Origin of the sequence: Dyella sp. 2YAF14, assembly GCF_052114725.1 — a bacterium.
Classification (GTDB): Bacteria; Pseudomonadota; Gammaproteobacteria; order Xanthomonadales; family Rhodanobacteraceae; genus Dyella.
This window is the reverse complement of record NZ_JBFRFH010000002.1, coordinates 106,542-132,649: the sequence shown is the minus strand read 5'-3', so window position 1 is coordinate 132,649 and position 26,108 is coordinate 106,542. Positions and strand designations below refer to the sequence as shown.

General features: G+C 64.8%; 21 protein-coding genes. 11 read left to right on the top strand and 10 right to left on the bottom strand.

Annotated elements, in window-relative coordinates; genetic code table 11:
- Positions 1 to 591 precede the first annotated feature (591 nt).
- Positions 592 to 1,266, bottom strand: a complete 675-nt coding sequence (locus AB4Y82_RS05245) for a response regulator transcription factor (RefSeq protein ID WP_441601809.1) — start codon at positions 1,264 to 1,266, stop codon at positions 592 to 594.
- 156 nt (positions 1,267 to 1,422) lie between these two features.
- The gene (gene acs / locus AB4Y82_RS05240) at positions 1,423 to 3,363 is read right to left on the bottom strand and encodes an acetate--CoA ligase (RefSeq protein ID WP_441601808.1); all 1,941 of its coding nucleotides are present in this window, start codon (positions 3,361 to 3,363) and stop codon (positions 1,423 to 1,425) included.
- Between the two features lie 217 nt (positions 3,364 to 3,580).
- Between acs and AB4Y82_RS05235 the strand changes: the two genes are divergently transcribed.
- On the top strand, positions 3,581 to 5,086 hold the full coding sequence (locus tag AB4Y82_RS05235) for a hypothetical protein (RefSeq protein ID WP_441601807.1): 1,506 nt from the start codon (positions 3,581 to 3,583) through the stop codon (positions 5,084 to 5,086).
- Between the two features lie 179 nt (positions 5,087 to 5,265).
- Positions 5,266 to 6,924: an MFS transporter gene (locus AB4Y82_RS05230; RefSeq protein WP_441601806.1), complete on the top strand. Its 1,659-nt coding sequence runs from the start codon at positions 5,266 to 5,268 to the stop codon at positions 6,922 to 6,924.
- 62 nt (positions 6,925 to 6,986) lie between these two features.
- Here AB4Y82_RS05230 and AB4Y82_RS05225 read toward each other — a convergent pair whose 3' ends face one another.
- Positions 6,987 to 7,247 carry a GlsB/YeaQ/YmgE family stress response membrane protein gene (locus AB4Y82_RS05225; RefSeq protein ID WP_441601805.1) on the bottom strand — a complete coding sequence of 87 codons (261 nt, stop codon included), beginning with the start codon at positions 7,245 to 7,247 and terminating at the stop codon, positions 6,987 to 6,989.
- Between the two features lie 191 nt (positions 7,248 to 7,438).
- On the opposite strand from AB4Y82_RS05225, the gene AB4Y82_RS05220 reads away from it, so the two are divergent.
- Positions 7,439 to 9,646 carry a hypothetical protein gene (locus AB4Y82_RS05220; RefSeq protein WP_441611148.1) on the top strand — a complete coding sequence of 736 codons (2,208 nt, stop codon included), beginning with the start codon at positions 7,439 to 7,441 and terminating at the stop codon, positions 9,644 to 9,646.
- Positions 9,647 to 9,720: 74 nt separating this feature from the next.
- The gene (locus AB4Y82_RS05215; protein WP_441601803.1) at positions 9,721 to 10,812 is read left to right on the top strand and encodes a PA0069 family radical SAM protein; all 1,092 of its coding nucleotides are present in this window, start codon (positions 9,721 to 9,723) and stop codon (positions 10,810 to 10,812) included.
- Positions 10,813 to 10,839: 27 nt separating this feature from the next.
- On the opposite strand, the gene AB4Y82_RS05210 is transcribed toward AB4Y82_RS05215, so the two are convergent.
- The 7 genes from AB4Y82_RS05210 to AB4Y82_RS05180 all read right to left on the bottom strand — a co-directional run bounded on the left by AB4Y82_RS05210 (position 10,840) and on the right by AB4Y82_RS05180 (position 18,676).
- The gene (locus tag AB4Y82_RS05210) at positions 10,840 to 12,330 is read right to left on the bottom strand and encodes a hypothetical protein (protein ID WP_441601802.1); all 1,491 of its coding nucleotides are present in this window, start codon (positions 12,328 to 12,330) and stop codon (positions 10,840 to 10,842) included.
- Positions 12,327 to 13,223 carry an ABC transporter ATP-binding protein gene (locus tag AB4Y82_RS05205; RefSeq protein WP_441601801.1) on the bottom strand — a complete coding sequence of 299 codons (897 nt, stop codon included), beginning with the start codon at positions 13,221 to 13,223 and terminating at the stop codon, positions 12,327 to 12,329. Before AB4Y82_RS05205 ends, AB4Y82_RS05210 begins: the two co-directional genes overlap by 4 nt.
- 88 nt (positions 13,224 to 13,311) lie before the next feature.
- On the bottom strand, positions 13,312 to 13,695 hold the full coding sequence (locus AB4Y82_RS05200) for a GntR family transcriptional regulator (protein ID WP_441601800.1): 384 nt from the start codon (positions 13,693 to 13,695) through the stop codon (positions 13,312 to 13,314).
- Between the two features lie 114 nt (positions 13,696 to 13,809).
- Positions 13,810 to 15,837, bottom strand: coding sequence for a S9 family peptidase (locus tag AB4Y82_RS05195; RefSeq protein WP_441611147.1), 2,028 nt, complete (start codon positions 15,835 to 15,837; stop codon positions 13,810 to 13,812).
- A 68-nt stretch (positions 15,838 to 15,905) separates the two neighbouring features.
- Positions 15,906 to 16,424, bottom strand: coding sequence for a hypothetical protein (locus AB4Y82_RS05190; protein ID WP_441601798.1), 519 nt, complete (start codon positions 16,422 to 16,424; stop codon positions 15,906 to 15,908).
- 102 nt (positions 16,425 to 16,526) lie between these two features.
- Positions 16,527 to 17,468 (bottom strand): patatin-like phospholipase family protein, encoded by a 942-nt coding sequence (locus AB4Y82_RS05185; protein ID WP_441611146.1) that lies wholly within the window; start codon positions 17,466 to 17,468, stop codon positions 16,527 to 16,529.
- Between the two features lie 194 nt (positions 17,469 to 17,662).
- Positions 17,663 to 18,676, bottom strand: a complete 1,014-nt coding sequence (locus tag AB4Y82_RS05180; RefSeq protein WP_441601796.1) for a class 1 fructose-bisphosphatase — start codon at positions 18,674 to 18,676, stop codon at positions 17,663 to 17,665.
- A 327-nt stretch (positions 18,677 to 19,003) separates the two neighbouring features.
- On the opposite strand from AB4Y82_RS05180, the gene AB4Y82_RS05175 reads away from it, so the two are divergent.
- The 7 genes from AB4Y82_RS05175 to AB4Y82_RS05145 all read left to right on the top strand — a co-directional run bounded on the left by AB4Y82_RS05175 (position 19,004) and on the right by AB4Y82_RS05145 (position 26,070).
- On the top strand, positions 19,004 to 19,621 hold the full coding sequence (locus AB4Y82_RS05175; RefSeq protein WP_441601795.1) for a DJ-1/PfpI family protein: 618 nt from the start codon (positions 19,004 to 19,006) through the stop codon (positions 19,619 to 19,621).
- A 23-nt stretch (positions 19,622 to 19,644) separates the two neighbouring features.
- Complete coding sequence (locus tag AB4Y82_RS05170) at positions 19,645 to 19,839, top strand: hypothetical protein (RefSeq protein ID WP_441601794.1); 195 nt, start codon at positions 19,645 to 19,647, stop codon at positions 19,837 to 19,839.
- Entirely contained in the window at positions 19,836 to 20,240 is a 405-nt protein-coding gene (locus AB4Y82_RS05165; protein ID WP_441601793.1) for a GFA family protein, read from the top strand. Before AB4Y82_RS05170 ends, AB4Y82_RS05165 begins: the two co-directional genes overlap by 4 nt.
- Before the next feature lie 37 nt (positions 20,241 to 20,277).
- Positions 20,278 to 20,907, top strand: a complete 630-nt coding sequence (locus AB4Y82_RS05160) for a glutathione S-transferase family protein (protein ID WP_441601792.1) — start codon at positions 20,278 to 20,280, stop codon at positions 20,905 to 20,907.
- Positions 20,908 to 21,034: 127 nt separating this feature from the next.
- Positions 21,035 to 21,742, top strand: coding sequence for a helix-turn-helix transcriptional regulator (locus AB4Y82_RS05155; RefSeq protein WP_441601791.1), 708 nt, complete (start codon positions 21,035 to 21,037; stop codon positions 21,740 to 21,742).
- 870 nt (positions 21,743 to 22,612) lie between these two features.
- The gene (locus AB4Y82_RS05150; protein ID WP_441601790.1) at positions 22,613 to 24,283 is read left to right on the top strand and encodes a SulP family inorganic anion transporter; all 1,671 of its coding nucleotides are present in this window, start codon (positions 22,613 to 22,615) and stop codon (positions 24,281 to 24,283) included.
- On the top strand, positions 24,280 to 26,070 hold the full coding sequence (locus tag AB4Y82_RS05145; protein WP_441601789.1) for a DUF885 domain-containing protein: 1,791 nt from the start codon (positions 24,280 to 24,282) through the stop codon (positions 26,068 to 26,070). The genes AB4Y82_RS05150 and AB4Y82_RS05145 overlap by 4 nt, the downstream gene beginning before the upstream one ends.
- Positions 26,071 to 26,108: the final 38 nt, after the last annotated feature.

The following is a 26,108-nucleotide window of genomic DNA, read 5'->3' as shown; positions in this document are numbered from 1 at the left end:
CTCCGAGGGTACACAGGGGATACTTCCAAGCGCTGCGCAACGCGCCCGAATCGCTGAGGACTTAAAGCCGGGCCTCGCTGCGCATCGGCTTAGGCATCGCTCCTTTCCTCTGCTGCGGCTGCTTGTCTGTGGGAGCGCACCCTGTGCGCGACAGCCACGCTGGGGTGTACCGCTCCGTAGTTTTGTTGCGCACAGGGTGCGCTCCCACAAATTGCGATCGCAGAATTGAATTRCCGCTACAGCGTGCGAAACCCCTTGTAGGAGCGCACTTGTGCGCGACCGCGGCGTTGGGATGTACCGCTCCGTAGGTTTGTCGCGCACAGGGTGCGCTCCCACAAATAGCGATCGCAGAATTGAATTRCCGCTACWGCGTGCGAAACCCCTTGTAGGAGCGCACTTGTGCGCGACCGCGGCGTTGGGATGTACCGCTGTGCAGGTTTGTCGCGCACAGGGTGCGCTCCTACAGATGGGTTACGGCTGGGTGTTGTCTTGGGAGGTATTGGCGCAATGGTTGGACGTATGAAGGCCGCAAAGGCTGCCCAATCGCGGCGGACGCCTGTTTGCAGCTTCCTCGCACCACGATGCCGCCAATCAACCTTCCTCATCCGCAGGCAACGACGGCATCGCTTCCTGGTCGATCGCCAGATGGCTTGCAGCCAGCGCGACCTGGGTGCGGTTGTTGACGCCGAGTTTGCGCATGATGGCGGTCATGTGCGCTTTCACTGTGGCTTCGGATACGCCGAGGTCGTAGGCGATCTGCTTGTTGAGCAGGCCTTCGGCGATCATCGTGAGCACGCGGAACTGTTGCGGCGTCAGGGTGGCGACGCGATCGGCGACGGCGGCTTCGTCAGGCTTGAGCGCCGTGCCGCCGCCGACAAGCTGGTGCGGCAGCCACACATCGCCATCGAGCACCTTGCGGATGGCGGTGATGATGTCCTCGCCCGGTGTCGACTTTGGAATATAGGCCGATGCGCCATGGGCGAGTGCGCGTCGCGCCACCTGCACATCTTCATGCCCTGACACGACGATGGTCGGCAGGCCAGGATTTTGCCCGCGTATATGCGCCAGTGCGGAATAGCCGCGCGCACCGGGCATGTGCAGGTCGAGCAGGAGCAACTCGGCGTCGGGATACTGCTCGATCAGGCCAAGCAGCGTGTACACGCTGTCCGCGCTGTGTACGTTGGCATTGGGAACGGCCGCCACGACGGCGCGTTGCAGGGCGTCGCGAAACAGCGGGTGATCGTCGGCAATCAGTACGTCAGGCATGGATTCCCTGCTTCACTTTGTAGGAGCGCACTTGTGCGCGATCAAGTGCCTCGAGGCCGGAACAGCATCGAGACGGGTGACGCGACCGCGACGATCATTCATGGGGAACATCGGGTCGCTGCGGTCGCGCACGAGTGCGCTCCTACAAGTGCGTGTTTATTTGATGAGGCGTTCGTCCACCAGGTTTTTCACTACGCCGGGATCGGCCAGCGTGGAGATATCGCCGAGCTGGTCGGGTTGGTTCTCGCCGATCTTGCGCAGGATGCGGCGCATGATCTTGCCCGAGCGTGTCTTCGGCAGTCCCGGCGCCCACTGAAGGAAATCCGGCGTGGCGATAGGCCCGATCTCCTTGCGCACCCAGGCGACCAGTTCTTTGCGCAGCTCGTCGCTGCCCTGCTCACCGGCAACCAGGGTGACGAAGGCGTAGATGCCCTGGCCCTTGATGTCGTGTGGCGCGCCCACCACGGCGGCCTCAGCCACCTTCGGATGCGCCACCAGCGCGCTCTCCACTTCGGCGGTGCCGATGCGATGGCCGCTCACGTTGATCACGTCGTCGACGCGACCGGTGATCCAGTAGTAGCCGTCTTCGTCGCGACGCACGCCGTCGCCGGTGAAGTAGTTGCCCGGATAGGCGCTGAAATACGTATCGATGAAACGCTGGTGATCGCCGTAGACCGTGCGCATCTGGCCCGGCCAGGAATCGGTGATCACCAGGTTGCCCTCGGTCGCGCCTTCCAGCACGGCACCGCTGGCATCGACGATGGCGGGCTTGATGCCGAAGAACGGTAGCGTGGCCGAACCCGGCTTGGCGTCGATCGCGCCGGCCAGCGGCGTGATCAGGATGCCGCCGGTTTCGGTCTGCCACCAGGTATCCACGATGGGGCAGCGCTCGTCGCCGACCACGCGGTAGTACCACTCCCAGGCTTCGGGATTGATCGGCTCGCCCACGGAACCCAGCAAGCGCAGCGACGCACGCGAAGCCTTCTTCACCGGGCCTTCGCCTTCGCGCATCAGTGCGCGGATGGCGGTGGGAGCGGTGTAGAACGAGGTGACCTTGTGCTTGTCCACCACGTTCCAGAAGCGGCTGGTGTCGGGGTAGTTGGGCACACCGTCGAACATCAGCGTGGTGGCGCCGTTGGAGAGCGGCCCGTAGACCACGTAACTGTGGCCGGTGACCCAGCCCACGTCGGCGGTGCACCAGTAGACATCGTCTTCGCGCAGGTCGAACACCAGCTCGTGTGTGTAACCGGCATAGACCAGGTACCCGCCCGAGGTGTGCAGCACGCCCTTGGGTTTGCCGGTGGAGCCGGAGGTGTAGAGGATGAACAGCGGGTGCTCCGCTTCCACCGGCGTCGGCGGACAATCAGCCGACTGGCCTTCCATCAGCGTGTGGTAGTAGCGGTCGCGCGGCGACTGCATGGGCACGGCGCTGCCGGTACGGCGCACCACGATCACGGTCTCCACGCTGTTGGTGCCGGGGCGTTCGAGCGCGGCGTCCACGTTGGTCTTGAGCGGAATCTTCTTGCCGCCGCGCACGCCTTCATCGGCGGTGATGACGACCTTGCAGGCGGAGTCGGCGATGCGGCCGGCCAGCGAGTCCGGCGAGAAGCCGCCAAACACCACCGAATGGATCGCGCCGATGCGCGCGCAGGCCAGCATGGCCACGGCTGCCTCGGGGATCATCGGCATATAGATGGCCACGCGATCGCCCTTGGCCACCCCAAGGTGCTTGAGCGTGTTGGCGAACTTGCACACCTCGGCGTGCAGTTCCTTGTAAGTAATGTGGCGCGACTCATTCGGGTCGTCGCCCTCGAAGATGATGGCGGTCTTGTCGCCGCGCTCGGCCAGGTGGCGGTCCAGGCAATTGGCCGAGACGTTCAGCTCGCCGTCCTCGTACCAGCGGATGTGCAGATCCCTGGGGTCGAACGAGACGTTCTTGATCTTGGTGGGCGTCTTGGTCCACTGCAGGCGCTGGCCGACCTTGCCCCAGAAACCCTCCGGATCCTTCACCGACTCGGCATAGAGCCGCTGGTAATCGTCCTTGCGGATGCGCGCCTTGGCAGCGAAATCGGGTTTGACGGGGTAGAGCTTGGTCATCGTGGGGCTCCTGCGGCCGGCCCAGCCGGCCTCCTCATGCGTTGAATGTCGCCGCAGCAACCCACTGTCGGCGATAACGACCGAGTGTACCGGCTGGCCGGTGATCGATACGTTTCGCCCCACTTTCGACTTTGGTCGAGGTTCGACCAATGGTGAATAGGCGTCCGCAATGCAGCATGGACATGCTCGGGTGGTCATCGACCTGGGGAGGCCTGCCATGACATTGCCCACCACCGCCCGCCGCCATGCCGCGCTGGCGCTAAGCATCGCCTGCGCGCTGAGCCTGCCGCTGGCAGCCCATGCGCAGAGCACCACCACGAGCAAAGGCAGTACGCGCGAACAACAACTCGAGCAGCGCGTGAACCAGCTGGAACAGCAACTGGCCGAACTGAAGGCCATGATCCAGGAACAGAAGGCCGCCACCACGCAGGCCACGCAAACCGCGCAGCAGGCGCAGGTGGCCGCCACGCAAGCGCAGACCACGGCGCAGGCGACCTCCACCAAGGTCGAAGCGGCGCCCAAGCCGCAGTTCACCACCGCGCCGGGGCTGACGGTGGCGCTGCATGGCTTTATCGATGCCACCGTGTTTGGCCAGGACCGCACCTTCATCAACTACGGCAACGGCCAGAACGCGGAAATTCCCGCGCCGCCGACCGCCGCCAACAAGGCGAACGGCTATACCGGATCGCTCAGCGGCGCGGACGTGCGCAACACCCGCTTCTGGCTGGATTTCACCGGCGCCAAGTTGAACGACAACTGGAATGGCAGCGGCCGCCTCGAGATGGACTTCTTCGGCGGCAACAACGGCACCGGTGCATACGCGCAGCAGCAGCCGATTCCGCGCCTGCGCCAGGCCTATATGGACATCAACAACCCCACCTGGGGCACCACGGTGCGCATCGGCCAGATGTGGGATCTGATGTTCCCGCTGGAAAACACGCCGACCTCGCTCTCGCATATCGCCTTCCCGCTGGGCTACGGCTCGGGCATCGTGGGTTGGCGCTATCCTGGCGTGATCGTGATGCAGGACCTCAACCACGGCACCGACGGCGTGAAGTGGCGCTTCGACTTCGCCGTGCTCGAGGGCAACTGGAGCGGCCCGCAGAACCCCGCTGGCACCGCAACCGTCAACTATCTCAACGGCGGCGCGGCGCATTTCAAGCCGCAGGTGGAAGCGCGCCTGCATGCGCAGGGCAAGGACTGGCTGGGCTACCTCACGGCGCATTACTCCGAAATCGATCTGCATGGCGTGGGCGATATCGTGCCCAAGCCGCCGCGTGACACGCTCAACAGCATTGGCTACGACCTGGGCGGCCAGTGGAAGCCCGGTCCGTGGACCCTGAAAGGCCTGATCTATACCGGCAAGGCGCTGGGCGAGATCTTTGGTGCGATGTCCCAGTTCGGCAACATCAAGGAGTCGGGCGGCTTCGTGCAGGCCGGCTACAACTTCACACCCAAGTGGAGCGTCAACGCCTTCTATGCGGCCGCGCGTCCCAACCGCGAAGACGTGATGGCCTGGACTGCACCCGGCACGGCGGCTGCACCGGGCGTGGGCCTGCTGCGCAACAACATGTCTGCCTTGAGCCTGCAATATGCCTCGGGTAACTACGAGCTTGGGGTGGAGTGGATCTACGACAACTTGCGTTACCAGCTGAAGAATTCGCCCTCGAGCCAGACCGTCAACGGCAACCAGGTGAGCTTCAGCGGCATGTACAAGTTCTGAGGAAGCGACGGTGGCAACGTCCAGGCGTTGCCATCGCCACCGCCGGGTGGGGCGACGGGAGGCGCCCGAACCGGACGAGTAGAGAACGACGCAGCGAGTGGCCAACGCCGCTCCAGCGAGTTGCACCCTGAAACCACCATCCATCGATTCGATGGGGCGTCACAACAGAGGGCTACATCATGGCTACGACCGCCGTCGACATGCGGGGATCGCTCGACACCGGCCACCGCCGCGTCATCCTGGCTTCCAGCCTGGGCACCGTGTTCGAGTGGTACGACTTCTACCTCTACGGTTCGCTCGCCGCGCTCATCGGCAAGCACTTTTTCAGCGGTCTCAACGAAACCAGCCAATTCATCTTTGCATTGCTGGCGTTTGCAGCCGGCTTCGCGGTGCGTCCGTTCGGCGCGATCGTATTCGGTCGCCTGGGCGACATGATCGGTCGCAAGTACACCTTCCTCATCACCATCGTCATCATGGGCCTGTCGACCTTCCTGGTCGGCGTGCTGCCTAATTACTCGACCATCGGCGTGGCCGCACCGGTGATCCTCATCACGCTGCGACTGTTGCAGGGCCTGGCCCTCGGCGGCGAATACGGCGGTGCGGCGACCTATGTGGCCGAGCATGCACCGCAAGGCAAGCGTGGCCTGTACACCAGTTTCATCCAGATCACCGCAACGTTCGGTCTGTTCCTCTCGCTGCTGGTGATCCTCGGCCTGCGCCTGTGGCTGGGCACCGAGAAGTTCGACGACTGGGGATGGCGCGTTCCGTTCGGCATCTCGCTGTTGCTGCTGATCGTGTCGGTGTACATCCGACTGCAGCTGAGCGAGTCGCCGGTGTTCCAGCAGATGAAGGCCGAGGGCAAACAGTCCAAGGCGCCGCTGACCGAAGCCTTTGGCCAGTGGAAAAACCTCAAGCTGGTGATACTCGCACTGCTCGGCGCCACGGCCGGCCAGGCGGTGGTGTGGTACACGGGTCAGTTCTATGCGCTGTATTTCCTCACCCAGAGCCTGAAGATCGACGGCACCACGGCCAATCTGCTGATCGCTGCGGGTCTTGCCATCGGCACGCCGTTCTTCGTGTTTTTTGGATGGCTATCGGATCGCATTGGTCGCAAGACCATCGTGCTTGCCGGTTGCCTGCTCGCCGCGCTCACCTACTTCCCGATCTTCAAGGGGCTTACGCATTTCGGCAACCCAGCCATCGAAGCGGCGGCCGCCACCTCGCCAGTGAAAGTGGTGGCTGATCCCAACGGCTGCAGCTTCCAGTTCGATCCGGTGGGCAAGGCGAAATTCACCAGCTCGTGCGATGTGGCCAAGAGCGCGCTGGCGAAAAAGGGTATTCCCTACTCCAACATAGCCGCCGAGCCCGGCAGCATTGCCGAGGTCAAGATCGGCGACCGCACGATCTCCTCGTTCGAAGGCGGCGCGCTCGACAGCAAGGCATTTGCCGACCAGAACAAGGCCTTCGGCGCGCAGCTTACCGGTGCGCTGAAGGAGGCAGGCTACCCGGAGAAGGCCGATCCGGCGAAGAGCAACTACCCGATGCTGATCGTGTTGCTGGCCATCCTCGTGTTCTACGTGACCATGGTGTATGGCCCGATTGCGGCATGGCTGGTGGAGATGTTCCCCACCCGCATCCGCTACACCTCGATGAGTTTGCCCTACCACATCGGCAACGGCTGGTTCGGCGGTTTCGTGCCGACCATCGGCTTCATGCTGGTCGCATGGAAGGGCGATATCTACTACGGCCTGTGGTATCCGATCATCGTGGCGATCGCCACGTTCTTCATCGGCTTGCTGTTCCTGCGCGAGACCAAGGACGTGGATATCCGTAGCTGAGTCCCGCTCGTATCAACCAGAAGGCGCGACGGGCAACCGTCGCGCCTTTTCGTTTGCGCGAATCAGACGCTGCGTATGACGCCGACAATGGCCAGCAATACCACGGCGCCGATCAACGCATGCAGGACGCTGTTGACGAACGGGCTCACCACGGCGAAGTGCACCCCAAGCCGCGGCAACAGCCATCCGGCGAAGAACGCCCCGATGATGCCGACCACGATGTTGCCGAGCACTCCAAAACCAAAGCCGCGCACGATCAGCCCGGCCAGCCAGCCGGCAATGGCGCCGATCAACAGGAAGACGAGCAGGCCTTCGACGGTCATCGCATACTCCTTGCCCTGAAGCAGTGCGCGAAGTATCCACAGCGACGTGTCGCCCAGGCGTGACGCAAGATCTTCCCTTCAGCATCGAGTCGGCGACGTCGCCGAACCGTGCATGCGAAGGCCGTCACGGGTGGGGGCAACGTAGCAGCCTACTATGCTTGCCGCGACCCACGGAAGATGGAGGAAGCCGCATGCCCGACATCGAACGTGCAACGTCTTCCCGACGGCCGACCATCCGCCGCCGCTGGCGCCAACTGCTCGGCTGGACCGCCCTGGTGCTCGACCATCTCAAGCCCGTGCGCGTGTCGCTGCTGGTGCTCGCCGTGGCGGTGATGGTCGCGATCGGCGTCGATCAGGCTGCGGAACTGTTCCTGATCGCCCTGTGGACCGATCCCAGCGTGGCGCGCTATCTCGCCCTGCTGCTCTGCAGCGCGCTGGCCGGTCTGGCCATGTGGCATGCGGCACGTCAGGCCTATCGTCTGCGCTATCCACGCTGGCCCGCCCTGCAGGACGAACGCGCGGCTTTCCTGCGGGACTGGTTGCCGCGGCTGCTCGGCGCATTGGTTCCGTTGCTGGTGTGCCTTGGCTATGTGCTGGCGTTGGTCAAACTTCCGCATGGGCCGTGCGGCATTACCGAGCACTGTGCGCAACGCAGCTGGCGGGCGCTGGGATTGCTGGCGGAGGCGGCCTTCCTCATCGTGTTCTTCACCACGCGCCGTCGGCTCTGGAGCACCTTGACCCGGCGCATGCCGCGACTGACCACGCCGCATGCGCGTCCGCGCGATGAGAAACGCGTCTGGCGCGTGCGTGATCTCGGTACGTTTGCCGTGGTCATGTATGTCGTGGTGGTGACGCTCAACGTGCTGGCCACGGTGCTGATCGCATTCATGCCCGAATTGCTCGACGGCATGGGGCCGTTGGCCATCCTGCTGCTGTCCGCCACTTTCCTCTGCTACAGCGGCGGCCTGTTATGCATGATTGGTGACCGGCGCGGCGTGCCGCTGCTGACCATCCTGCTGCTGGTCAGCGCTTCGCTGCATTGGCTGCATCTGAACGACAACCACCAGGTGCGGCAGTATCCCGGCATGAGCACGCATGAGCGCCCGGCCATGCAGCCGCCGGATTCACGGCCGAGCTTCGATGCCTATGCCGATGCGTGGATCAAGGACCGCTGCGCCGGCCACGATCCGTGCCCGGTCATCCTTGTATCTGCCGAAGGTGGCGGCATCCGCGGCGCTGCGTGGACGGCGCAGGTGCTGAGCCGTCTTACCGCGATCACGCAACAGGGACAGCCGGCAATCAATGAGCCACTGTTCGCGCGCTATCTCTTTGCAGCCAGCGGCGTCTCCGGTGGCAGTCTTGGTCTGGCCGTCTATGTGAGTGCGCTGGCGCAACCCCATCCGCTGGATACCTCAGCGTTGGAACCACGCGCACAGCGCATGCTGAGCCACGATTTTCTCGCGCCGACCCTGGCCAACACATTCTTTGTCGACTTCACCCAACGCTGGTTGCCCGGCGCGTGGCTGGACGATCGCGCCCGAGCGCTGACCCGTGCCTGGGAATCGGCTGCCCGCAAGCAAGGCATGCCCGCCTTTGAGCAACCGTTTTCAGGCCTCTACGAAGGGCCGCAGGTCACGCCATCGTTGCCGGCGCTCTTCCTCAACAGCACCACGGTGGCCGAAGGCAAGCGCTTTATCCAGCATCCGTTCCAGCCGATGGCCACACCCCAGCGCCAGCCGTGGACCGCGGGCTTCGATGGTTCGAGCTGGCTCGACCCACGCGTGCCGCTGAGCGAAGTCGTGCTCAACAGCGCGCGCTTCACCTATGTGAGCCCGGCCGGCACCCTCGAAGCGCATCTGGCCAATCCGCCCGTGCCCAATCGCATGCAGCTGGTAGATGGCGGTTACTTCGAAAACTCAGGCACCACCACCCTGCTTGAACTGATGCGCCTGCTTCGCAGCAAGGCCAGGCAGCATGGCGTGTCGATGCGCTTCATCGTGATTCACATCAGCAACGATCCGCTGATGAGCGATTTCGTCGAGCAACACGACGCCAGAGCGCCGCTGCCGTTCTATTCCACGGCATGTCAGGCCGTACCCGGCGCCATGCCTGCGCATGTCCGTGGCGAGGCGACTGCCCCACTCGACGCCCTGCTCGATACCCGCAGCGCCCGCGGCGACTACGCCCGCGTACAGTTGTTGAACGCGCTACGGCCCGACGCCGCCGATCCATCGCGTGGCGACATGCTGTGGCACTTCCGCCTGTGTCCGGGCAACTATCCCATCCCCATGGGCTGGACCATCTCCGCGCCGGTGTTCACCGAGATGTCCGACCAACTGAACCACTATCCCCTGGAGGCCATGGGCGAGGCACTGCGAACCCAGCTGGCACCCTTCTAGGAGCGCACTGGTGCGCGACCGCAGGCCCCGGAGATGTCGCGCCACCTGAGACCCTGCGGGTGCAAACTGCCGGCATGGCCGAATCCTTTCTCCCTCCCCACGCGTTCAAGGGCCGAGGCGCCGCCTCCAATCCGGAAGGCCGCTTCGAGTCGATCCGCCACCACGCCGAGGACGACGGCTGGCAAAGCCTGGTGCTCGACGAGCAGGCGCCGCGACCGCGCACCGAGGTCACCGAAGAACGCGCGCGCAGCGTCATCACGCGCAACGATTCGCCGGACATCCATTTCAACCAGGCCTTGAATCCGTATCGCGGCTGCGAGCACGGCTGCATCTATTGCTTCGCCCGTCCGTCGCACAGCTATCTCAACCTCTCGCCCGGGCTCGATTTCGAAACCAAGCTGCGTGCCAAGAGCAATCTCGCCGAGGTGCTGCGCCATGAGTTGGCCCGGCCGTCCTATACGGTGAGCCCGATCAATATCGGCAGCAACACCGATCCGTATCAGCCCATCGAGCGGCGCTGGAAACTCACGCGCGCTGCGTTGGAGGTACTGGCCGAGTGCCGGCATCCGTGCACCATCGTCACGAAGAACGCGATGGTCGAGCGCGATATCGACATCCTCGCGCCGATGGCGCGCGACAACCTGGTGCAGGTGTTCGTGTCGATCAACTCGCTGGACAACCATCTGGCCGCCAAACTCGAACCGCGCGCCAGCGCGCCGCACCGGCGCATCCAGGCCGTGCGCACTTTGCGCGACGCAGGCATCCCGGTGGGTGTGCTGGTCGCGCCGATCATTCCGGCGCTCAACGATCGCGATATGGAAGCCGTGCTGCAGCAGGCGGCCGATGCCGGAGCGACCTGTGCGGGCTACACCACGCTGCGCCTGCCGTACGAACTGAAGGCGCTGTTCCGCGAATGGCTGGCGCTGCACGTGCCGCAGCGTGCAGCGCATGTCATGAGCCTGGTGCAGCAGATGCACGGCGGCCGTGACTACGACAGCGACTTCACCACGCGCATGCGCGGGCAGGGCGTGTTTGCCGACCTTATCCGCCGCCGCTTCGACGTGGCGTGCCGCAAGCACGGCTTTGGCCGCGCCCGCGAGTTGCAGCTGGACACGACCAAGTTCGTGCCGCCGCGCAAACCGTCACCGCAGGGTCAGTTGTTCTGACGCGCTGTCGTTCGTTGAGGGCTCGCGTCAGACGGAGTTGGCAAGAAATGGATGCGGCCGTCGTGCGAGGCCACGCCACCCGCGTAGCGCCAGCCATGCGAGCAGGGCCAGCAGCACACCCCACGCACCCACGAACCAGGTGACGTAGCCATGGACCTGGTCGCCGGAGCTCAGCAGGGGAACCATGATGCTGACCGAGAACAGCACATAGCCGAACAGACACAGACCGATGCTTGGCCAGCGACCCAGTGGGCGCCCGCCCAGGACGGACACCACGAAGGCGGAGACGAAGGCCATCGCGCCGCATAGCGTAAGCATCAGCGCGCAGGTGCCGATGGCACTCGCGTGCAGCAACGTCGCCAGCACCAGCGCCAACACCATCAGCGCACCCAGGGCAGCCAGCGGCGGCAGCAGCGAGGCGCACAGCAGGCGACGCTTCACGTGGGCGGCATCGCCGAGTCCTGGCATCAGCGCGAGCAGTGGCAATTCGGCGTTCTGTTTCATCCAGCGCTGAACCAGCTGGGCGATCGGCAGCAGCGCGATCATGCTGCCGCCGAAACCAACGCCCCACATCAGCATGCCAACCAGACCGGTATGAACGAAGCTTTCGCTGAAGTGGCCCGGATGGCGTTGTACGGCCTGCACGCCAAGCTGCAGCACAAAGATCAGCGAGGCGCCGAGCACGATGCTCAGCTGCATCGCACGCCCACCCGTAGTGAGCGGCGCAAACACGCCGCCGAGTCCGATGCGCAGGCTGGTCACGGGGTGCGCCGGGCCGCTTTGGCGCAGCTCGACACGCGGCTGCAGCCATGCCGGGTTGCGACGGATCAGGGTGCTGGCGTCCATGCCGGCGCCGCCCCAGCTGCCCCAGCCACCGCGCGAGGCTGCACCGAACTGCATCATCATCGGCGCCCCCATGCCGCCGTAAGGCTGGTCGGAGTGTGCCACGCGGCGCCAGCATCCCAGCGCGATCAAGGCGAAGACCAGGGCGATGGTGCCGCCCAATAGGGGAAATCCAGGCTCGGCGGGGCGCGGCAGATGGAACACGGGCTGCAGCATGTTGAATACCGCAGGCAACAACCAGATGAAGAAGCTGAAGACGCGCGGCAGCAGCGCCATGGCGAGCCCTGCCGTCACGGCGGCGGCCAGCGCAGCCATCACGTTCCAGGTGTAGCCGCCCAGACTGCCGATGACCACGCTGGGCACGATCACCAGCAACACACCGTATAGCAGCACGGCACCGGACGCCTCGCGTTCGACGCAGGGCAAACGCATCTTCCTGCCGTCGATGGCCAGCAGCAGACAGGGCGACAGCCCAAACAGGGTCAGCATGAACACGCCCGTGGCCACCAGCATGCCGGTGACCGGCGCCCAGTAAACGCGTTCCGCGCCGTGCAGGCCGAACAGGGCAAACGCGCTGGCGCCCGCAGCCAGCAGCACACTGATCGCCAGCACGATCCAGCGCGTCGTCTGGCGCATGGCATACCACGGTGCGATCAACATGCCATGGGCAGTCATCCCGCGATCTCCACGAAAAGATCTTCGAGGCCGAGCGCATCGACGCGCGCGCCCGGCAAGGACGAGGCCTCGGGCCAGCGGCCGTGGGCATCGCGCTCCACCACCAGGCTCACGCTGCCATCTTCATGACGATGACGCCCGAACACCTGGGTCGGTGCAGCCGCAGACATCGCCGCTGGCAGCCACAGACGTGCGAAGCGTTCCTTGGTTTCGTCCACGCCACAATGCAGCAGCAGTTTGCCTTCGTGCAGAAAGGCGATCTCCGAGGCGACGCGTTCCAGGTCGGACACGATGTGGGTGGAAAACAGCACCGTGGTGCCGGCTTCGCCCGCGCGCAATGCAATCTCACGCAGCAGGTCGCGGCGCGCCACGGGATCGAGTGCGGCAGCCGGTTCGTCCAGCACGAGCAACTCGGGCCGGGAGGCGAGTGCGCGGATCAGGTCGACACGCTGGCGCTCGCCTGGCGACAGTTTACCCAGCAGCTTGTTCGGCGAAATCAGCCAGCGCTCAAGCGTGCTTTTCGCATAGGCTGCATCCCAGGTGGGATAGAAGCGGCCCACGTAGTCGAGCATCTGGCGTGCGCTCAGCCACGCCAGGGCATCCGGCTGTTGGGGCACATAGGCGATGCGCGCCTTGCTGTGATCGGACAGCTTGAGCGCCGCCTCACCAAACACGGTGCATTCGCCGGCATGCGGCTGCAGCAGGCCAAGCATGGCGCGGATCAACGTGGACTTGCCGGCGCCATTGCGCCCGATCAGGCCCAACACGCTGCCCGGTGCAATCGCCAGGTCAATGTTGGACAACACCTGGCCATCCTCGTAGCCATGCGAGAGACCGCGCACAGCCAGCGGTGCGGCGGCATTGTCGTTGATGGATCGCAGTGCGGCATTCATCGGACTACCCTCACGTCAGACGCTTGTTTAACCGTGCGGCGCGGTGCCGCCGGCGATGCGAGGGGCGGTGTGCCCCTCCCTGCCAATCTCATTCGTCCAGCAGCTTGCCAAGCCGGCGCAGTACGGCATCGCCCGGCAATTCAAGCTCACGCGCATGGCGCGCGAGTGCCTGCAATTGGGCCTCCAGCAACGCCATGCGTTGCGCCTGCGTGGCCGTGCTGCGCGTGGTCGCGGCCACCGCCATGCCCTTGCCGCGCAGGCGCTCCAGCAAACCTTCCGTCTCGGCCATGCCGTAGGCGCGCGATACCGTCATCGGGTTGATCGCGTGAAATCCTGCGACATCGCGAACGGAGGGCAGCAGGTCGCCGGTCACCAGCTGGCCGCCGGCGATCAGTCGGCGCAGCTGCTCCACGATCTGCCGGTAGATCGGTTCGGCCGAGGTGGGTTGTATGGCGAACATCGAGGCATCCATGTGTATTAATACAACAATACACTTTGACCAAATTCAATAGGCCGGATGGCAGGGGCACAAAAAAGCCGCCGATGCGGACATCGGCGGCTCAGGCTTTCGGTGGTGCGGCCAGACTCAGTTCGACGCCGGCAGATATTTCTCGAACCACAGCAAGGCGCGCTGCAACACATCGCGCTGATGCTCCGGATCCACAAAGTGATGGCCTTCATTGGGATACACCACCAGCGAGGTCGGCACGCCCTGCGCGCGCAACGCATGCCAGTATTCGAACGACTGCGGCGCCGGACACTCGGCATCGCGGTCGCCCACCACGATCAGCGTGGGCGACTTGGTCTGCTTGATGAAGTTGATCGCCGAACTCTTCGCGTACACCTGCGGATCGTCGTAAACGGAGGCGCCGAAGAACGGGATCATCCACTGGTCGATCAGGTTCTGGCCGTAATAGCTCTGCCAGTTGGCGATGCCTGCGCCCGCCACCACCGCGCGGAAGCGCGTCGTCTGGGTGGGGATGAACATGCTCATGAAACCGCCGTAGCTCCAGCCGGTGAGGCCAAGGCGCTTGTCGTCGACGGGAAGCTTCTTTTCGATCGTGTCGATGCCGGCGAGAATGTCGCGCAGATCGCCGTGGCCGAAGTCCTTGCGATTGGCCTGTACGTACGCCTCGCCGTGGCCAAAGCTGCCGCGCGGATTGGGCATGAAGACAAAGTACCCCAGCGCCGAGAACGGCTCGCCCGCAAAACCCATGCGCGGCCAGCGCGGAATCACCGCGCTCGACGGACCCCCGTGCACGGTGACGATCATCGGGTAGGACTTCTTCGCATCGTAATTGGCGGGATACAGCAGCCAGCCCTGCACGTGGCGGCCTTCGATATCCCATTCCACCGATTCGGCCTTGCCCCATTGCGGCTTGAGTGCAGCATTGAACTGGGTGACGGCGGGCGGCGGGGTGTCGCCCAAGGCGCCTGCGTGCACTTCGGGAGCCTCGGTGTACGAGCTCTGCACGAAGGCGAGTCTGTTGCGATTGGCGGACAGCGATAGCGCCATCTCCGCACTGCCGTCGCCGATCGTCGCCGGCAGCGTGAAGAGCAGACGCGTTTGCGCCGCCCTGGCCGCATCGATGGCGTACTCGGCCACCTGGCTCTGGCCATTGCTGACCTGTGCGACGAGCAACTGCTGCGTGCCGGACCAGGTGAACCACGCCGGCGTCACGCGCGTGTTGGGCGTGAGATTGATCGCATCGCCGCCGCTGGCAGAGACCGCGTAGAGATCACCGCCGGTGGAACCCTGGTCGCTCATCAGGCCGCCGATGAAGACGATGCGCTGAGCATCGGGCGACCACTGCGGCAATGCCATCTGCAGGCCGTGCAGTGAACCCTTCGCGGTCGCCGGATCGAGAATCGCCGTGGCCTTCGCATCGACCTGCGCGTTCTGCACATACAGTTTGGCCAGCCACCAGTTGTTGTCGCCCGGCGGCGGCGCACCGGTGAAGACGATGCGCTGGCTGTCCGGCGACCACGCAAATTCATACGCGTAGGTACTTTCCGGTGTAAGCAGGCGCACGTTGCCGCCGGCGGCATCCACCGTCGCCACGCGCTGCACTTCCATGCCATCCACACCGATCTCGCCCGAGGCCGGCTTGGCGGCATACACCGCGCTGGCACGACGCGTGCCGTTGGGCACGTAAAGGAAGCCGAGCGACTTGCCGTCAGGGGCCCAGCTCAGGTCCTGCGCCACGCCGGGCAGCGAGGCCATATGTTTAGGCGACTCCTTGGCCTGCATGTCGACCACCAGCAGATCTTTCTGCTTGCCGCCGTTGGCGCAATTGGAAAGAAAGGCCAGATGATGCGAATCGGGCGCCCAGGCGGGATCTGTCTCATTGCAATCGCCACGCTTGGCGATGCCCACGCGATGCGCGTCGCTGCCGTCGGCTTTGGCCACCTCGATGGCATCCTTGCCGTCCGTGCGCACCACCCAGGCGAGCTGGTTGCCATCGGGCGACAGCTGTACGGCGCTGATGGCGCGCGTCTTGCCGAGGTCGGTGAGCAATTGTTCGATGCGCGGGTCGGTGCGGGTCGCCGCATGGAGGCCGGGAACAAAAGCCGCCACCAACAGGGGCAGCAGCAGACGGGCAGGGTGTTGCATGGCGGGCGCCTGGATTGCGATGGGGATTACCACACGCTAGCAGGCCAGGCCGCGCGCCGCCAAGTCGCTCAGCGGTGCGCGGAGAACGACGGCAGCGCGCCCTGGGCCTCGAAATAGTGCCTGGCGATCTGCCGCCGCACGACGTGTTCAAAGGCGGTCGTTGGCCGCGCCGGCTCGCCTTGGCACAGGCCCAAGATGTTGCGAACGATCTGCACCGGCGTCATCAGCAGACCCCACGGAAAGCCCCACCAGCCCAGCCCCAGGCAGTAGAGCGTGCTCAGCAGCTGGTCGCGTCGACCGCAGCGACGACAGCACACACTGCGTCGTGTGCTCCACTGCGTCATCAGCAGCAGCGAATGCACGCGGTGGTGTTCGTATACGTCGATGGCAGCGTCCTGTCGCTTGCAACGTGGGCAGCGCGATTGGCGCCACTCGCTCACCTGGCGCTGCAGGATGTCCAGTGGCACCTGGTCGGCAGCAAGGTGCAGCGGATGGGAACGGGCGCAGGCAGCGCTGCAATAGCGTCGCCCATCGAGTCGTCGGCCACCGAACAGGATCGACTTGCCGCACTGGCTGCACGCGCCCATGGAACCCCCTGGTTGTCCCCGCGCGCAAACTAGCGCGCAGCTGTCCGTTGGGCCAATCATCCAGATGGCCGTCTGGACAGCCAGGCGAGAAACTGCTGTGGGTTAGTGCGTTACCGGCGTTGCCACGACGCTGGCCGCTTGCTGGCGCGCCACCTGGATCGCAGCAATCTTCGCCTTGATCGCAGGCATGGCCGCCAGCGCGGCGCGCTCGCCTTCCATGATGGCCTGGTCCTTCTGCTCGAAGTCCGCCGCGCCGATCTGATTCACCTTGGGCCGGATCACGATGTCTGCGCGCGCCAGCTCCTGCTCGCCGAGCTTCTGGCCCATGATGCTGATGGACTGGCCGACAATATTGAGCATGCCCTGCGGGTTGCTGCCGTTGGCCTTGCTGGAAATATCCACCGCGATCACCACGTCGGCACCCAGCTGACGCGCGGCATCCACCGGCACCGGACTGACCACGCCGCCATCCACGTAATGCTTGCCGCTGATGTCCACCGGCTCGAATACGCCGGGCACGCTGCTGGAAGCACGCACGGCCTGGCCGGTATTGCCACGCACGAACACCGTGCGCTGACCGGTTTCCAGTTGCGTCGCCACCACCGCGAACGGCACGTTGAGCTTGTCCAGCGGACGGTTCTTCACCTGGGCGTTCACGTAGTCCTGCAGTTTCTGCCCCTGCACCACGCCGCCGGAAAACAGACGCACGTCGCGCAGGCTGGCCTGGTCCAGCGCAATGGCGGTCTCCTGCAGATGGAACGGGTCCATGCCGCTCGCATAAAGCGCGCCGACCACGCTGCCTGCGCTGGTGCCGGCCACCACATCGGGGCGAATGCCGTTGGCCTCCAGCATCTTGATCACGCCGATGTGCGCAAAGCCCTTGGCCGCACCGCCGCCCAGGGCCAGGCCAATACGCAGCTTCACCACCGGAGGCGGCGCGATCGGCGCAGGCGGCGGCGTGGGCTTGGTGCTGCCGAAGCAGGCGCACAGCACCAGGCTGGCAAGCAGGGGCAGGACAGGGCGAAACAAGCGGGTGGACGTCATGTCGATGGGCGCGGGCGGCTCGTAGAGGAAGGTTCGGCCTGCTGATCCTTCGGCAGGCCGGTCACTGGCGAGCGAGTGTACGACCGCCAGAGGGCGGCACGATGGCAGGTTGCGGCGCACGTTGTGCAACGGTCAGCAAACTGCTCGTCATCCCGGCTTGTACCGGGATGACGAGCGTCAAAGGGGGACGGCCTTTAGCCTGCGGCGTCTGCCTCGACGTGGTAGTGCGTGGCCACTTCCACTTCTTTCTTCGAACCGAGGAACACCGGCACGCGCTGGTGCAGGCCGGTGGGCTGCAACCCCATGATGCGTTCGCGGCCAGTGGTGGCGGCGCCGCCGGCCTGCTCGACGATGAAGGCCATCGGGTTGGCTTCGTACATCAGGCGCAGCTTGCCGCCCTTGGACTTGATCTTGGCGTCCAGCGGATAGAAGAACACGCCGCCGCGGGTGATGATGCGATGCACGTCGGCCACCATCGAGGCGACCCAGCGCATGTTGAAATCCTTGGCGCGGGGGCCTTCCGTGCCGGCCAGCAGCTCCCCGATGTAACGCTGCATCGGCGCTTCCCAATGACGCTGGTTGGACATGTTGATGGCGAACTCGGCGGTCTCTTCCGGGATGCGGATATTGCGACGGCTCAGGATGAAGCTGCCCACTTCGCGATCGAGCGTGAACTCGTGCGTGCCGTGGCCAAAGGTGATCACCAGCACCGTGGCCGGGCCGTACACCACGTAACCGGCGGCCAGCTGGGTGGTGCCTTCCTGCAGGAAGTGCTCGGCCTTGGGTTCGGTGATGCCGTCGGGACAACGCAGCACCGAGAAGATCGTGCCGACGGAAATGTTCACGTCGATGTTGGAGCTGCCGTCGAGGGGATCGAACAGCAGCAGGTGATGGCCCTTCGGATACATGTCGGGGATCGGCTGCGGATCTTCCATTTCCTCAGAGGCGCACGCGGCGAGCTGGCCACCCCAGGCGTTCGCTTCGAGCAGGATCTCGTTGGAGATCACATCGAGCTTCTTCTGCGCCTCACCCTGGATGTTGCCGGTGCCCGCCTCGCCCAGCACGCCGCCAAGGGCGCCCTTGTTGGTGGCCACCGCGATGCGCTTGCAGGCACGGGCGACCACTTCGATCAGCAGGGACAGCTCGGCGTTCATGCGGCCGGCGCGGCGTTCCTCGATCAGGAACTGGATGAGCGAAATGGACTTCATGGCGAACCCGCAAGCAAAGGGACCCCTATTGTCCCGGTTGATGCCGACACTTGTCAGCTCAAAGTATGACCAGTGGGTTCATCTATCCGTCCTGAAAACCTTTTCGGACAAGCCACCGCCACGAGCGTCGGCCCCCTCCCTGTGGGAGCGCACCCTGTGCGCGACAGGCGCCCGAGCGCCTGGCGAGAACCGGTCTTCGCGGGGCGCTCGGGCGCCTGTCGCGCACAGGGTGCGCTCCCACAGGTGGTTACACGGCGGCTCCCCTACTGACAACACGTTGGCAGCAGGGGGTAGCCACACTGGCCTCCGTCATAAGGAGGGACTCTCATGCGCGATACGGTGTATTTCCTGGCGTTCGACGGTTTTGCGGACTGGCATGCGGCGCATGCGCTCTGTGAAATCCGTCGGCCGGGCGACTGGCAGTTGAAGACGGTGGGTTTTTCCATGCAGCCGGTGCTTTCCATGGCCGGCCTGCGCGTGGTGCCCGAGCTCACCCTGGATGAGCTGGACCTGCGGCGCGCGGCATTGCTGATCGTCCCGGGCGGCTATCTGTGGGAACACGGCGATGGCGACGAGGCGGTGCAGGCCGTGGGGCGCGTGCACGCGGCAGGCGCGCCGGTGGCGGCCGTCGATAGTGGTGTGCTGGTGCTGGCCCGGGCCGGGCTGCTCGATGCCTGCCGTCATACCGGCAGCTGGCCGGGCCACATCGGCACGCATGTGCCCGCTTATGCCGGCGCCGAGCAGTACGACGCCAACGCGCTCGCCGTGAGCGACGAGGGCGTCATCACCGCCAGCCAGCTGGGCAGCGTGGAATTTGCCCGCGAAGTGATCCGCACGCTCGACCTCTACAACCCGAGCGATCGCGAACATTGGTACCGCTTGTTCAAGCACGCCCTGCCGCCGCCGTGGTGCGCGGGCGACGCCGCCACCGCCGTGGCGGCCTGAGCGAACACGACGAGGAGAATGTCATGGCACTGTCGATCGGAAAGATCCTGATGGCATACCGGCCCTTGTACCTGCGCGGGCTGTTGATGGATGGCCAATACCGCTTTCCGGTAACCACACCGGAAACGGCGAACGGCAAGAAAGAGGAGGTCAGCAAGCAGGTCACCGCCGAGCGCGCATCGCTGACGCCGCGCCGACTGCGAGGAGCGCGCGCATGACCCGCACCTATCACGGCAGTTGTCACTGCGGCGCCGTTCGCTACGAAGCGGACCTGGATCTGTCCGCGGGCACCGGACGCTGCAACTGCTCCATCTGTCGCAAGTTGCGCTTCTGGAGCGCGAGGGCCGACCTCAAGACGTTTCGCGTGGTGAGCGGCGAGGACGCGCTGGTCGATTACCGCTTCGGCACCGACAGCACGCACAACCTGTTCTGTCGCCATTGCGGCACGCATTCGTTCCATCGCGGCTATGTGGAACAAATCGGCGGCGAGTTCGTGGCGGTCAACGTGGTCTGCCTGGACGACGTGAGCGACGAGGAATGGGCCGCCGCACCTGTCCGCTATTCCGATGGGCGCGACAACAACTGGTGGAACGCGCCCGCCATCACCAGCTATCTCTGATCTCGACGCCAAGCTCTCTCGCAGCGAGGAACGTGCCATGACCACTCCACGCGTCACCTTCTACCACGCACCCAATAGCCGCTCCGGCGGCGCCCGCGCCCTGCTGGAAGAACTGGGCGTCGAATACGACATGCACGTGCTCAACCTGCGCAAGAACGAGCAGCGTGAAACGCCGTACACGGCGGTCAATCCGATGGGCAAGGTTCCGGCCATCTGGCATCGCGGCGAACTGGTCACCGAGCAACCGGCCGTCTATCTCTATCTCGCCGATCTGTACGTGGATAAGGGGTTGGCGCCTGGCCTGGACGATCCGCTGCGTGGGCCGTACCTGCGCTGGATGGTGTTCTACGGCTCGTGCTTCGAACCGGCCGCGGTGGACCGCGCGCTGAAGCGCGACGCGGTGCCGCCATCCACGTGTCCCTATGGCGACTGGGACACCATGTTCGCCACGCTGGTGGCGCAGCTGGAGCGTGGCCCCTACATGTTGGGCGAACGCTTCAGCGCGGTGGATGTGCTGTGGGGCTGCGCATTGAACTGGATGACGATGTTCAAGCTCATCCCCGAGGTGCCGGTGATCGGCGCCTATGTGGCTCGCGTGATGTCCCGGCCGGCCATGCAGCGCGCGATGGCGCTGGACGCGGCCTTGGCGGAAGCGCAGGCGGCGTGAAGGCGTATGGCCGGCCGGTTGTCATGGCGTTTGTTGAGAGCGTGCCGAGTGGCTCTGAGGTGAGCGGCCAGGCAAACCATGACTCCCGGCGCTGTTCCCGGGCGCGCCGCTCCGCCATCATCCACGGATGCGTCGCGCCGACCGGTTGTTCCTCATCATCCACGCCTTGCGGGGTCGCCGGACCGCGCTGCAGGCGCGTCAGCTTGCGGGCACACTCGGTGTGTCGTTGCGCACCGTTTACCGCGATGTGGCTGACCTGCAGCTCTCCGGCGTGCCCATCGAGGGAGAAGCCGGTGTCGGTTACGTGCTGCGCAAAGGTTCGGACATCCCGCCGCTGATGTTCACCGCCGACGAACTCGAATCGCTGGTGGTCGGCACGCGCTTCGTGCGTGCCTTCGCCGGGCAGAAACTGGCGGAGAGCGCGCAGGCCGCGCTGCTGAAGATCGAAGCCGTCCTGCCTGCCGAGTTGCGCGAGCGCTCCACGCGTACGCGCATCTATGCGCCGATCTGGCGTGACCAGACCAAGACCGATTTCGCCGCGTTGATTGACCGTCTCAACGCGGCCATCACGGATAACCAGGTGCTGCGGCTGGAATACAGCGATGAAGCTGGCCGTACCAGTACGCGCGAGGTTGAGCCGTTGTGTCTGGCGTTCTGGGGTGGTGCGTGGACCTTGGGCAGCTGGTGTCGGTTGCGCGTGGGCTTCCGCAATTTTCGCCCGGATCGCATTCATGGGTGTTCGATTACGGGTGAGCGCTTCGACAGTGTGGAGGGGCGCAATCTGGACGCCTATCTGCAGGCGATGCGGGGGTATTACGAGGGGATGGAGAGCTGAGGCCTTTCGCTCCCCCTCCCCGCCGGGGAGAGGGTTGGGGTGAGGGGCCAACCCTGCCTCGTTGTTTGGAGGTGCCGCAGTCTTCTTTCGCTCGTCATTCCGGCGTAGGCCGGAAGCGCTTTTCAACAGCCAAAGGCTGGTCATCCAGAGCCTCGGTCTTTAGTTGTCGCGATACAGCGACCTGGCCCGCCTGCCGCGGGCTTCCGACCTCCTGCCGGCGACGCAAAGCTAGTCCCCTTTTTGGGAAGGCCGGGTTACTTTCTCTTGCTTGCCCAAGAGAAAGTAACCAAAGAGAAGGGCCCCCCGGATGACGCGCCTTCCGGGCTGCGCCCTCCAGGTGCGCGGTCGGGCTCCGGGGTTTTTCGACAGGACATCCCTGTCCTGTCGAAAAACTGGCCGCATCCCTGCGGCCACCCTTCGGGCTTTCCTCCACCCGCCCGCCGCGTCATACGGGGACCCCGAGATCAAGAGCCGCATCAAGAGCCACGCGACGTCCGACGCTGTCGGGCGGCTCTTTTGTAGGAGCGCACTTGTGCGCGACCAGCCGACGGAGCGGTACATCCAGGTAGTGCGGTCGCGCACAAGTGCGCTCCTACAAGGGGGACGCAGGTATGGAGATGGCCGATCAATCTTGCCGCTCGGCTCTTTGTGGGAGCGCACCCTGTGCGCGACAAACCTACGGAGCGGTGCACCGCAGCGTGGCGGTCGCGCACAGGGTGCGCTCCCACAGAAGAGCGGGCGCGACGGTGCTGCGAGCCGATGGGTAGCGAAAATCCGCCCGCGCCTAAGCGGCGAGCAACCCGAGGTCGGCAACAACGAACCATCCCCGCAATCAGCTACCCTCCCCCCCATCCATGCCGGAAGCGCCCCATGCCCACGACAACACCACCCGTCGTAGCCAAAGCGCCATCCACCTGGCATCTGGATCTGGTCGCAGGTCTCTCCATTGCCGGCCTGCTGATCCCCGAAGCGGTCGCTTATTCCGGTATCGCCAACCTGCCGCCGCAGGCGGGCGTGATTGCTTTGTTCGTGGGGTTGGCTACGTATGGGCTGTTGGGGCGCAGTCGCTATGCGATCGTGTCCGCCACTTCGTCGTCGGCAGCTGTGCTGGCGGCGGGAACGTTGGCGCTGTCTGGTGGTGACAGTATTTCGAGGGTCGCATTGGCGGGAACGCTCGTGGTGCTGGCAGGCGGCTGTTTTCTGGTGGCCGGTGCGGCGCGACTGGGTGGGTTGTCGCATCTGATTGCGCGTCCTGTGCTGCGTGGCTACACCTTTGGGCTTGCCTGTGTCATCGCACTCAAGCAGCTGCCGCATCTGCTGGGTGTGGCGGACGTGCATGGCGATTTCATGCCGCTGCTGATCGTGCAATTGGCGAAGGTGTTGCCGCAGGTGAACGTGGCGGCGTTGGGTGCGGGCCTGGTTGCGTTGCTGCTGCTGTTTGCCTGCGAGCGCATTCGTCGGCTGCCGGGAAGTCTGGTGGCCATCGCACTGGGCGTGCTGGCATCGGGTTGGCTGGCGGCGCATGGCGTGGCGTTGACGGGCCCCATCCAGCTGGCGACCGATCTGGGTTGGCCGACGTGGCCGCGCAGCGACCAGTGGTTGCCCAGTGTGGAATTGGCGGCAGCGCTGCTGCTCATTCTCTATGCAGAGTCCTATAGCTCGATCCGCGGCTTTGCGCTGAAGCATGGCGACACAGTGAATCCCAATCGCGACCTGCTGGTGCTCGGCATCGCCAATGTGATCTCCGGTGCGCTGCACGGCATGCCGGTGGGCGCAGGATATTCCGGCACCTCGGCGAACGAGGCGGCCGGTGCGCGGTCGCGCCTTGCCGGCCTTATCGGTGCCGTCAGCGTGCTCGTGCTGGTGTTGTTGGCCTTGCGCTGGATCGAGCGCATTCCCCAGCCGGTGCTGGCGGCCATCGTGATCCACGCGGTGAGCAAATCGCTGCGGGTGTCGGTGTTCGCACCGTATTTTCGCTGGCAACGCGACCGGCTGGTGCTGCTGGCGGCGGTGGTGGCGGTGTTGTCGCTGGGCATCCTCAACGGCTTGCTGTTCGCCATCGCCTTCAGTCTGGTAATGCTGTTGCGCCAGCTCGCCACGCCCCGGCTGGGCATACTGGGGCGGCTGGCCGACGGGCACGATTTCGTGGACACGGCGCAACATCCCGAGGCGCTGCAGGTACCGGGCATGCTGATCGTGCGGCCGGAGGAGCCGCTGTTCTTCGCCAATGCCGAGGCCATGCTGGCCCAGGCCCGCGAACGCGTCAAAGCGGGCCAAGGCCTGCGTCGCGTCGTGCTCAGCCTGGAGGAAAGCCCGGACCTGGACGGCACCTCGCTCGAATCCCTCGCCGATTTCGCTACATGGCTGGCCAGTCGTGGCATTGAGTTGCGCGTGGCACGATTGAAGGGCGATGCGCGGGACGCGCTGTCCCGCATAGCGCTACCCCAGCTTCCGCCACAGGCGCTGGATGACTGGAGCGTGGAGGATGCCGTGTCGGCATCGCCGCTCACGACCTCTTTGGCAAAGGGAAACCCGCAGTGAAGAAAGCTCTACGCACCACCTGGCTGGCCGCGGCCACCACGCTCGCACTGGCCGCGCCGGCCTGGGCCGATACCAGCGCCGATGCACGCTTCAAGCAGATCTACGAGCAGGAGTGGACGTGGCGCAACGGCCAGTCCGGCATTGCCAGCTCGGGTGAAGCACAACCCAATGGCTCGCGCCTGGACAATGTGGACGCGGCCAACCAGCAGAAGCGCCAGGACTATTGGCAGAAGGTGTCCAACGACCTCGATGGCATCGACGTCAAGCAACTGTCGCCGGAAGACCAGGTGAACTACGCCGTATACCGGGCGCAGATCCAGAACCTGCTCGCCTCGCAGAAGTTCAAGCAGTGGCAGATGCCGTTCAACAGCGACTCGGCGTTCTGGAGCGACCTGGGCTATGTGCTCGAAGGCGACCGGCTGCGCACCACGCAGGATTATCAGCGCTACATCGATCGCCTCAACCAGGTGCCTGCGTACTTCCAGCAGCAGATCGACAATATGCGCGACGGTCTGGCGCGTGGCTTCACCGTGCCGCGCGAAGTGCTCAAGGGACGCGACGCGTCCATCAGCTCGGTATCGGAGTTGAAGGACCCGACCCAGAGCACTTTCTACAAGCCGTTCGAGAAGATGCCCTCGACCGTGCCGGCCGCCGACGCGATCAAGCTGCGCGATGCCGCCAAGAAGGCAATCAGCAACAAGGTAATCCCGGCCTACGCCAACCTGCTCAGCTTCTATCGCAACGACTACGTGCCCAAGGCACGCACCACGCTCGCCGCCGAAGCCATGCCCGACGGCAAGGCGTTCTATCGCCAGCAGATCATCGAATACACCACGCTCGATCTGGATCCGGACACCATCCACAAGATCGGCCAGGAGCAGGTGGACAAGATCCATGCCGAGATGGTCAAGACCATGCAGGAGTCGGGCTTCAAGGGAAGCTTCGCCGATTTCCTGCACTTCCTGCGTACCGATCCGCAGTTCTACGCCAAGACGCCCGACGAACTGCTGATGCGCACCGCGTGGGTGGCCAAGCAGGTAGACGCGCAGCTCGGCAAGGAATTCGGCCGCCTGCCGCGCCAGCGCTTCGCCATCGTGCCGGTGCCGGCCGATATCGCGCCGTATTACACCTCGGGCCGCGGCGGCGCCAGCACGTATCTGGTCAACACCTATGACCTGCCGTCGCGTCCGCTGTACAACATGCCGGCGCTGACGTTGCACGAATCGGCGCCCGGCCATTCACTGCAGCTGGCGCTGGCGTCCGAGCAGCGCGGCCAGCCGGACTTCCGTCGCGAGGGTTATATCTCGGCCTACGGCGAGGGTTGGGGCCTGTACTCGGAGTACCTGGGCAATGAGATGGGCATCTATAAGACGCCCTACGATCGCTTCGGTTACCTCACCTACCAGATGTGGCGCGCCTGCCGACTGGTGGTCGACACCGGCATCCATCACCTGGGCTGGACGCGCCAGCAGGCGATCGACTTCATGACGCAGAACACCGCCTTGTCCGATCGCGAGATCGCCAACGAAGTGGATCGCTACATCAGCTGGCCGGGCCAGGCGCTGTCGTATGAACTGGGCTACCTGAAGATCCTGGCGCTGCGCCAGAAGGCCGAGCAGGCGCTGGGTTCGAAGTTCGACATCCGCCACTTCCATGACACCGTGCTGCAGATCGGCTCGGTGCCGCTGCCGGTGCTGGAGCAGCGCATCGATCGTTTCATTGCCGACGGTGGACCGGCACCGGATTTCGGCTGCGATTGCGCAAAGGACAAGGACGCGAAGAAGTAAGTCGCCCCACCACGACCCCGGCTTGGCTGGGGGCGTGG

Bases quoted from the DNA above. Each gene is read 5' to 3' on its own strand.
- AB4Y82_RS05245 (WP_441601809.1), bottom strand. From the start codon at position 1,266: ATGCCTGACGTACTGATTGCCGACGATCACCCGCTGTTTCGCGACGCC.
- acs (WP_441601808.1), bottom strand. From the start codon at position 3,363: ATGACCAAGCTCTACCCCGTCAAACCCGATTTCGCTGCCAAGGCGCGC.
- AB4Y82_RS05235 (WP_441601807.1), top strand. From the start codon at position 3,581: ATGACATTGCCCACCACCGCCCGCCGCCATGCCGCGCTGGCGCTAAGC.
- AB4Y82_RS05230 (WP_441601806.1), top strand. From the start codon at position 5,266: ATGGCTACGACCGCCGTCGACATGCGGGGATCGCTCGACACCGGCCAC.
- AB4Y82_RS05225 (WP_441601805.1), bottom strand. From the start codon at position 7,247: ATGACCGTCGAAGGCCTGCTCGTCTTCCTGTTGATCGGCGCCATTGCC.
- AB4Y82_RS05220 (WP_441611148.1), top strand. From the start codon at position 7,439: ATGCCCGACATCGAACGTGCAACGTCTTCCCGACGGCCGACCATCCGC.
- AB4Y82_RS05215 (WP_441601803.1), top strand. From the start codon at position 9,721: ATGGCCGAATCCTTTCTCCCTCCCCACGCGTTCAAGGGCCGAGGCGCC.
- AB4Y82_RS05210 (WP_441601802.1), bottom strand. From the start codon at position 12,330: ATGACTGCCCATGGCATGTTGATCGCACCGTGGTATGCCATGCGCCAG.
- AB4Y82_RS05205 (WP_441601801.1), bottom strand. From the start codon at position 13,223: ATGAATGCCGCACTGCGATCCATCAACGACAATGCCGCCGCACCGCTG.
- AB4Y82_RS05200 (WP_441601800.1), bottom strand. From the start codon at position 13,695: ATGGATGCCTCGATGTTCGCCATACAACCCACCTCGGCCGAACCGATC.
- AB4Y82_RS05195 (WP_441611147.1), bottom strand. From the start codon at position 15,837: ATGCAACACCCTGCCCGTCTGCTGCTGCCCCTGTTGGTGGCGGCTTTT.
- AB4Y82_RS05190 (WP_441601798.1), bottom strand. From the start codon at position 16,424: ATGGGCGCGTGCAGCCAGTGCGGCAAGTCGATCCTGTTCGGTGGCCGA.
- AB4Y82_RS05185 (WP_441611146.1), bottom strand. From the start codon at position 17,468: ATGACGTCCACCCGCTTGTTTCGCCCTGTCCTGCCCCTGCTTGCCAGC.
- AB4Y82_RS05180 (WP_441601796.1), bottom strand. From the start codon at position 18,676: ATGAAGTCCATTTCGCTCATCCAGTTCCTGATCGAGGAACGCCGCGCC.
- AB4Y82_RS05175 (WP_441601795.1), top strand. From the start codon at position 19,004: ATGCGCGATACGGTGTATTTCCTGGCGTTCGACGGTTTTGCGGACTGG.
- AB4Y82_RS05170 (WP_441601794.1), top strand. From the start codon at position 19,645: ATGGCACTGTCGATCGGAAAGATCCTGATGGCATACCGGCCCTTGTAC.
- AB4Y82_RS05165 (WP_441601793.1), top strand. From the start codon at position 19,836: ATGACCCGCACCTATCACGGCAGTTGTCACTGCGGCGCCGTTCGCTAC.
- AB4Y82_RS05160 (WP_441601792.1), top strand. From the start codon at position 20,278: ATGACCACTCCACGCGTCACCTTCTACCACGCACCCAATAGCCGCTCC.
- AB4Y82_RS05155 (WP_441601791.1), top strand. From the start codon at position 21,035: ATGCGTCGCGCCGACCGGTTGTTCCTCATCATCCACGCCTTGCGGGGT.
- AB4Y82_RS05150 (WP_441601790.1), top strand. From the start codon at position 22,613: ATGCCCACGACAACACCACCCGTCGTAGCCAAAGCGCCATCCACCTGG.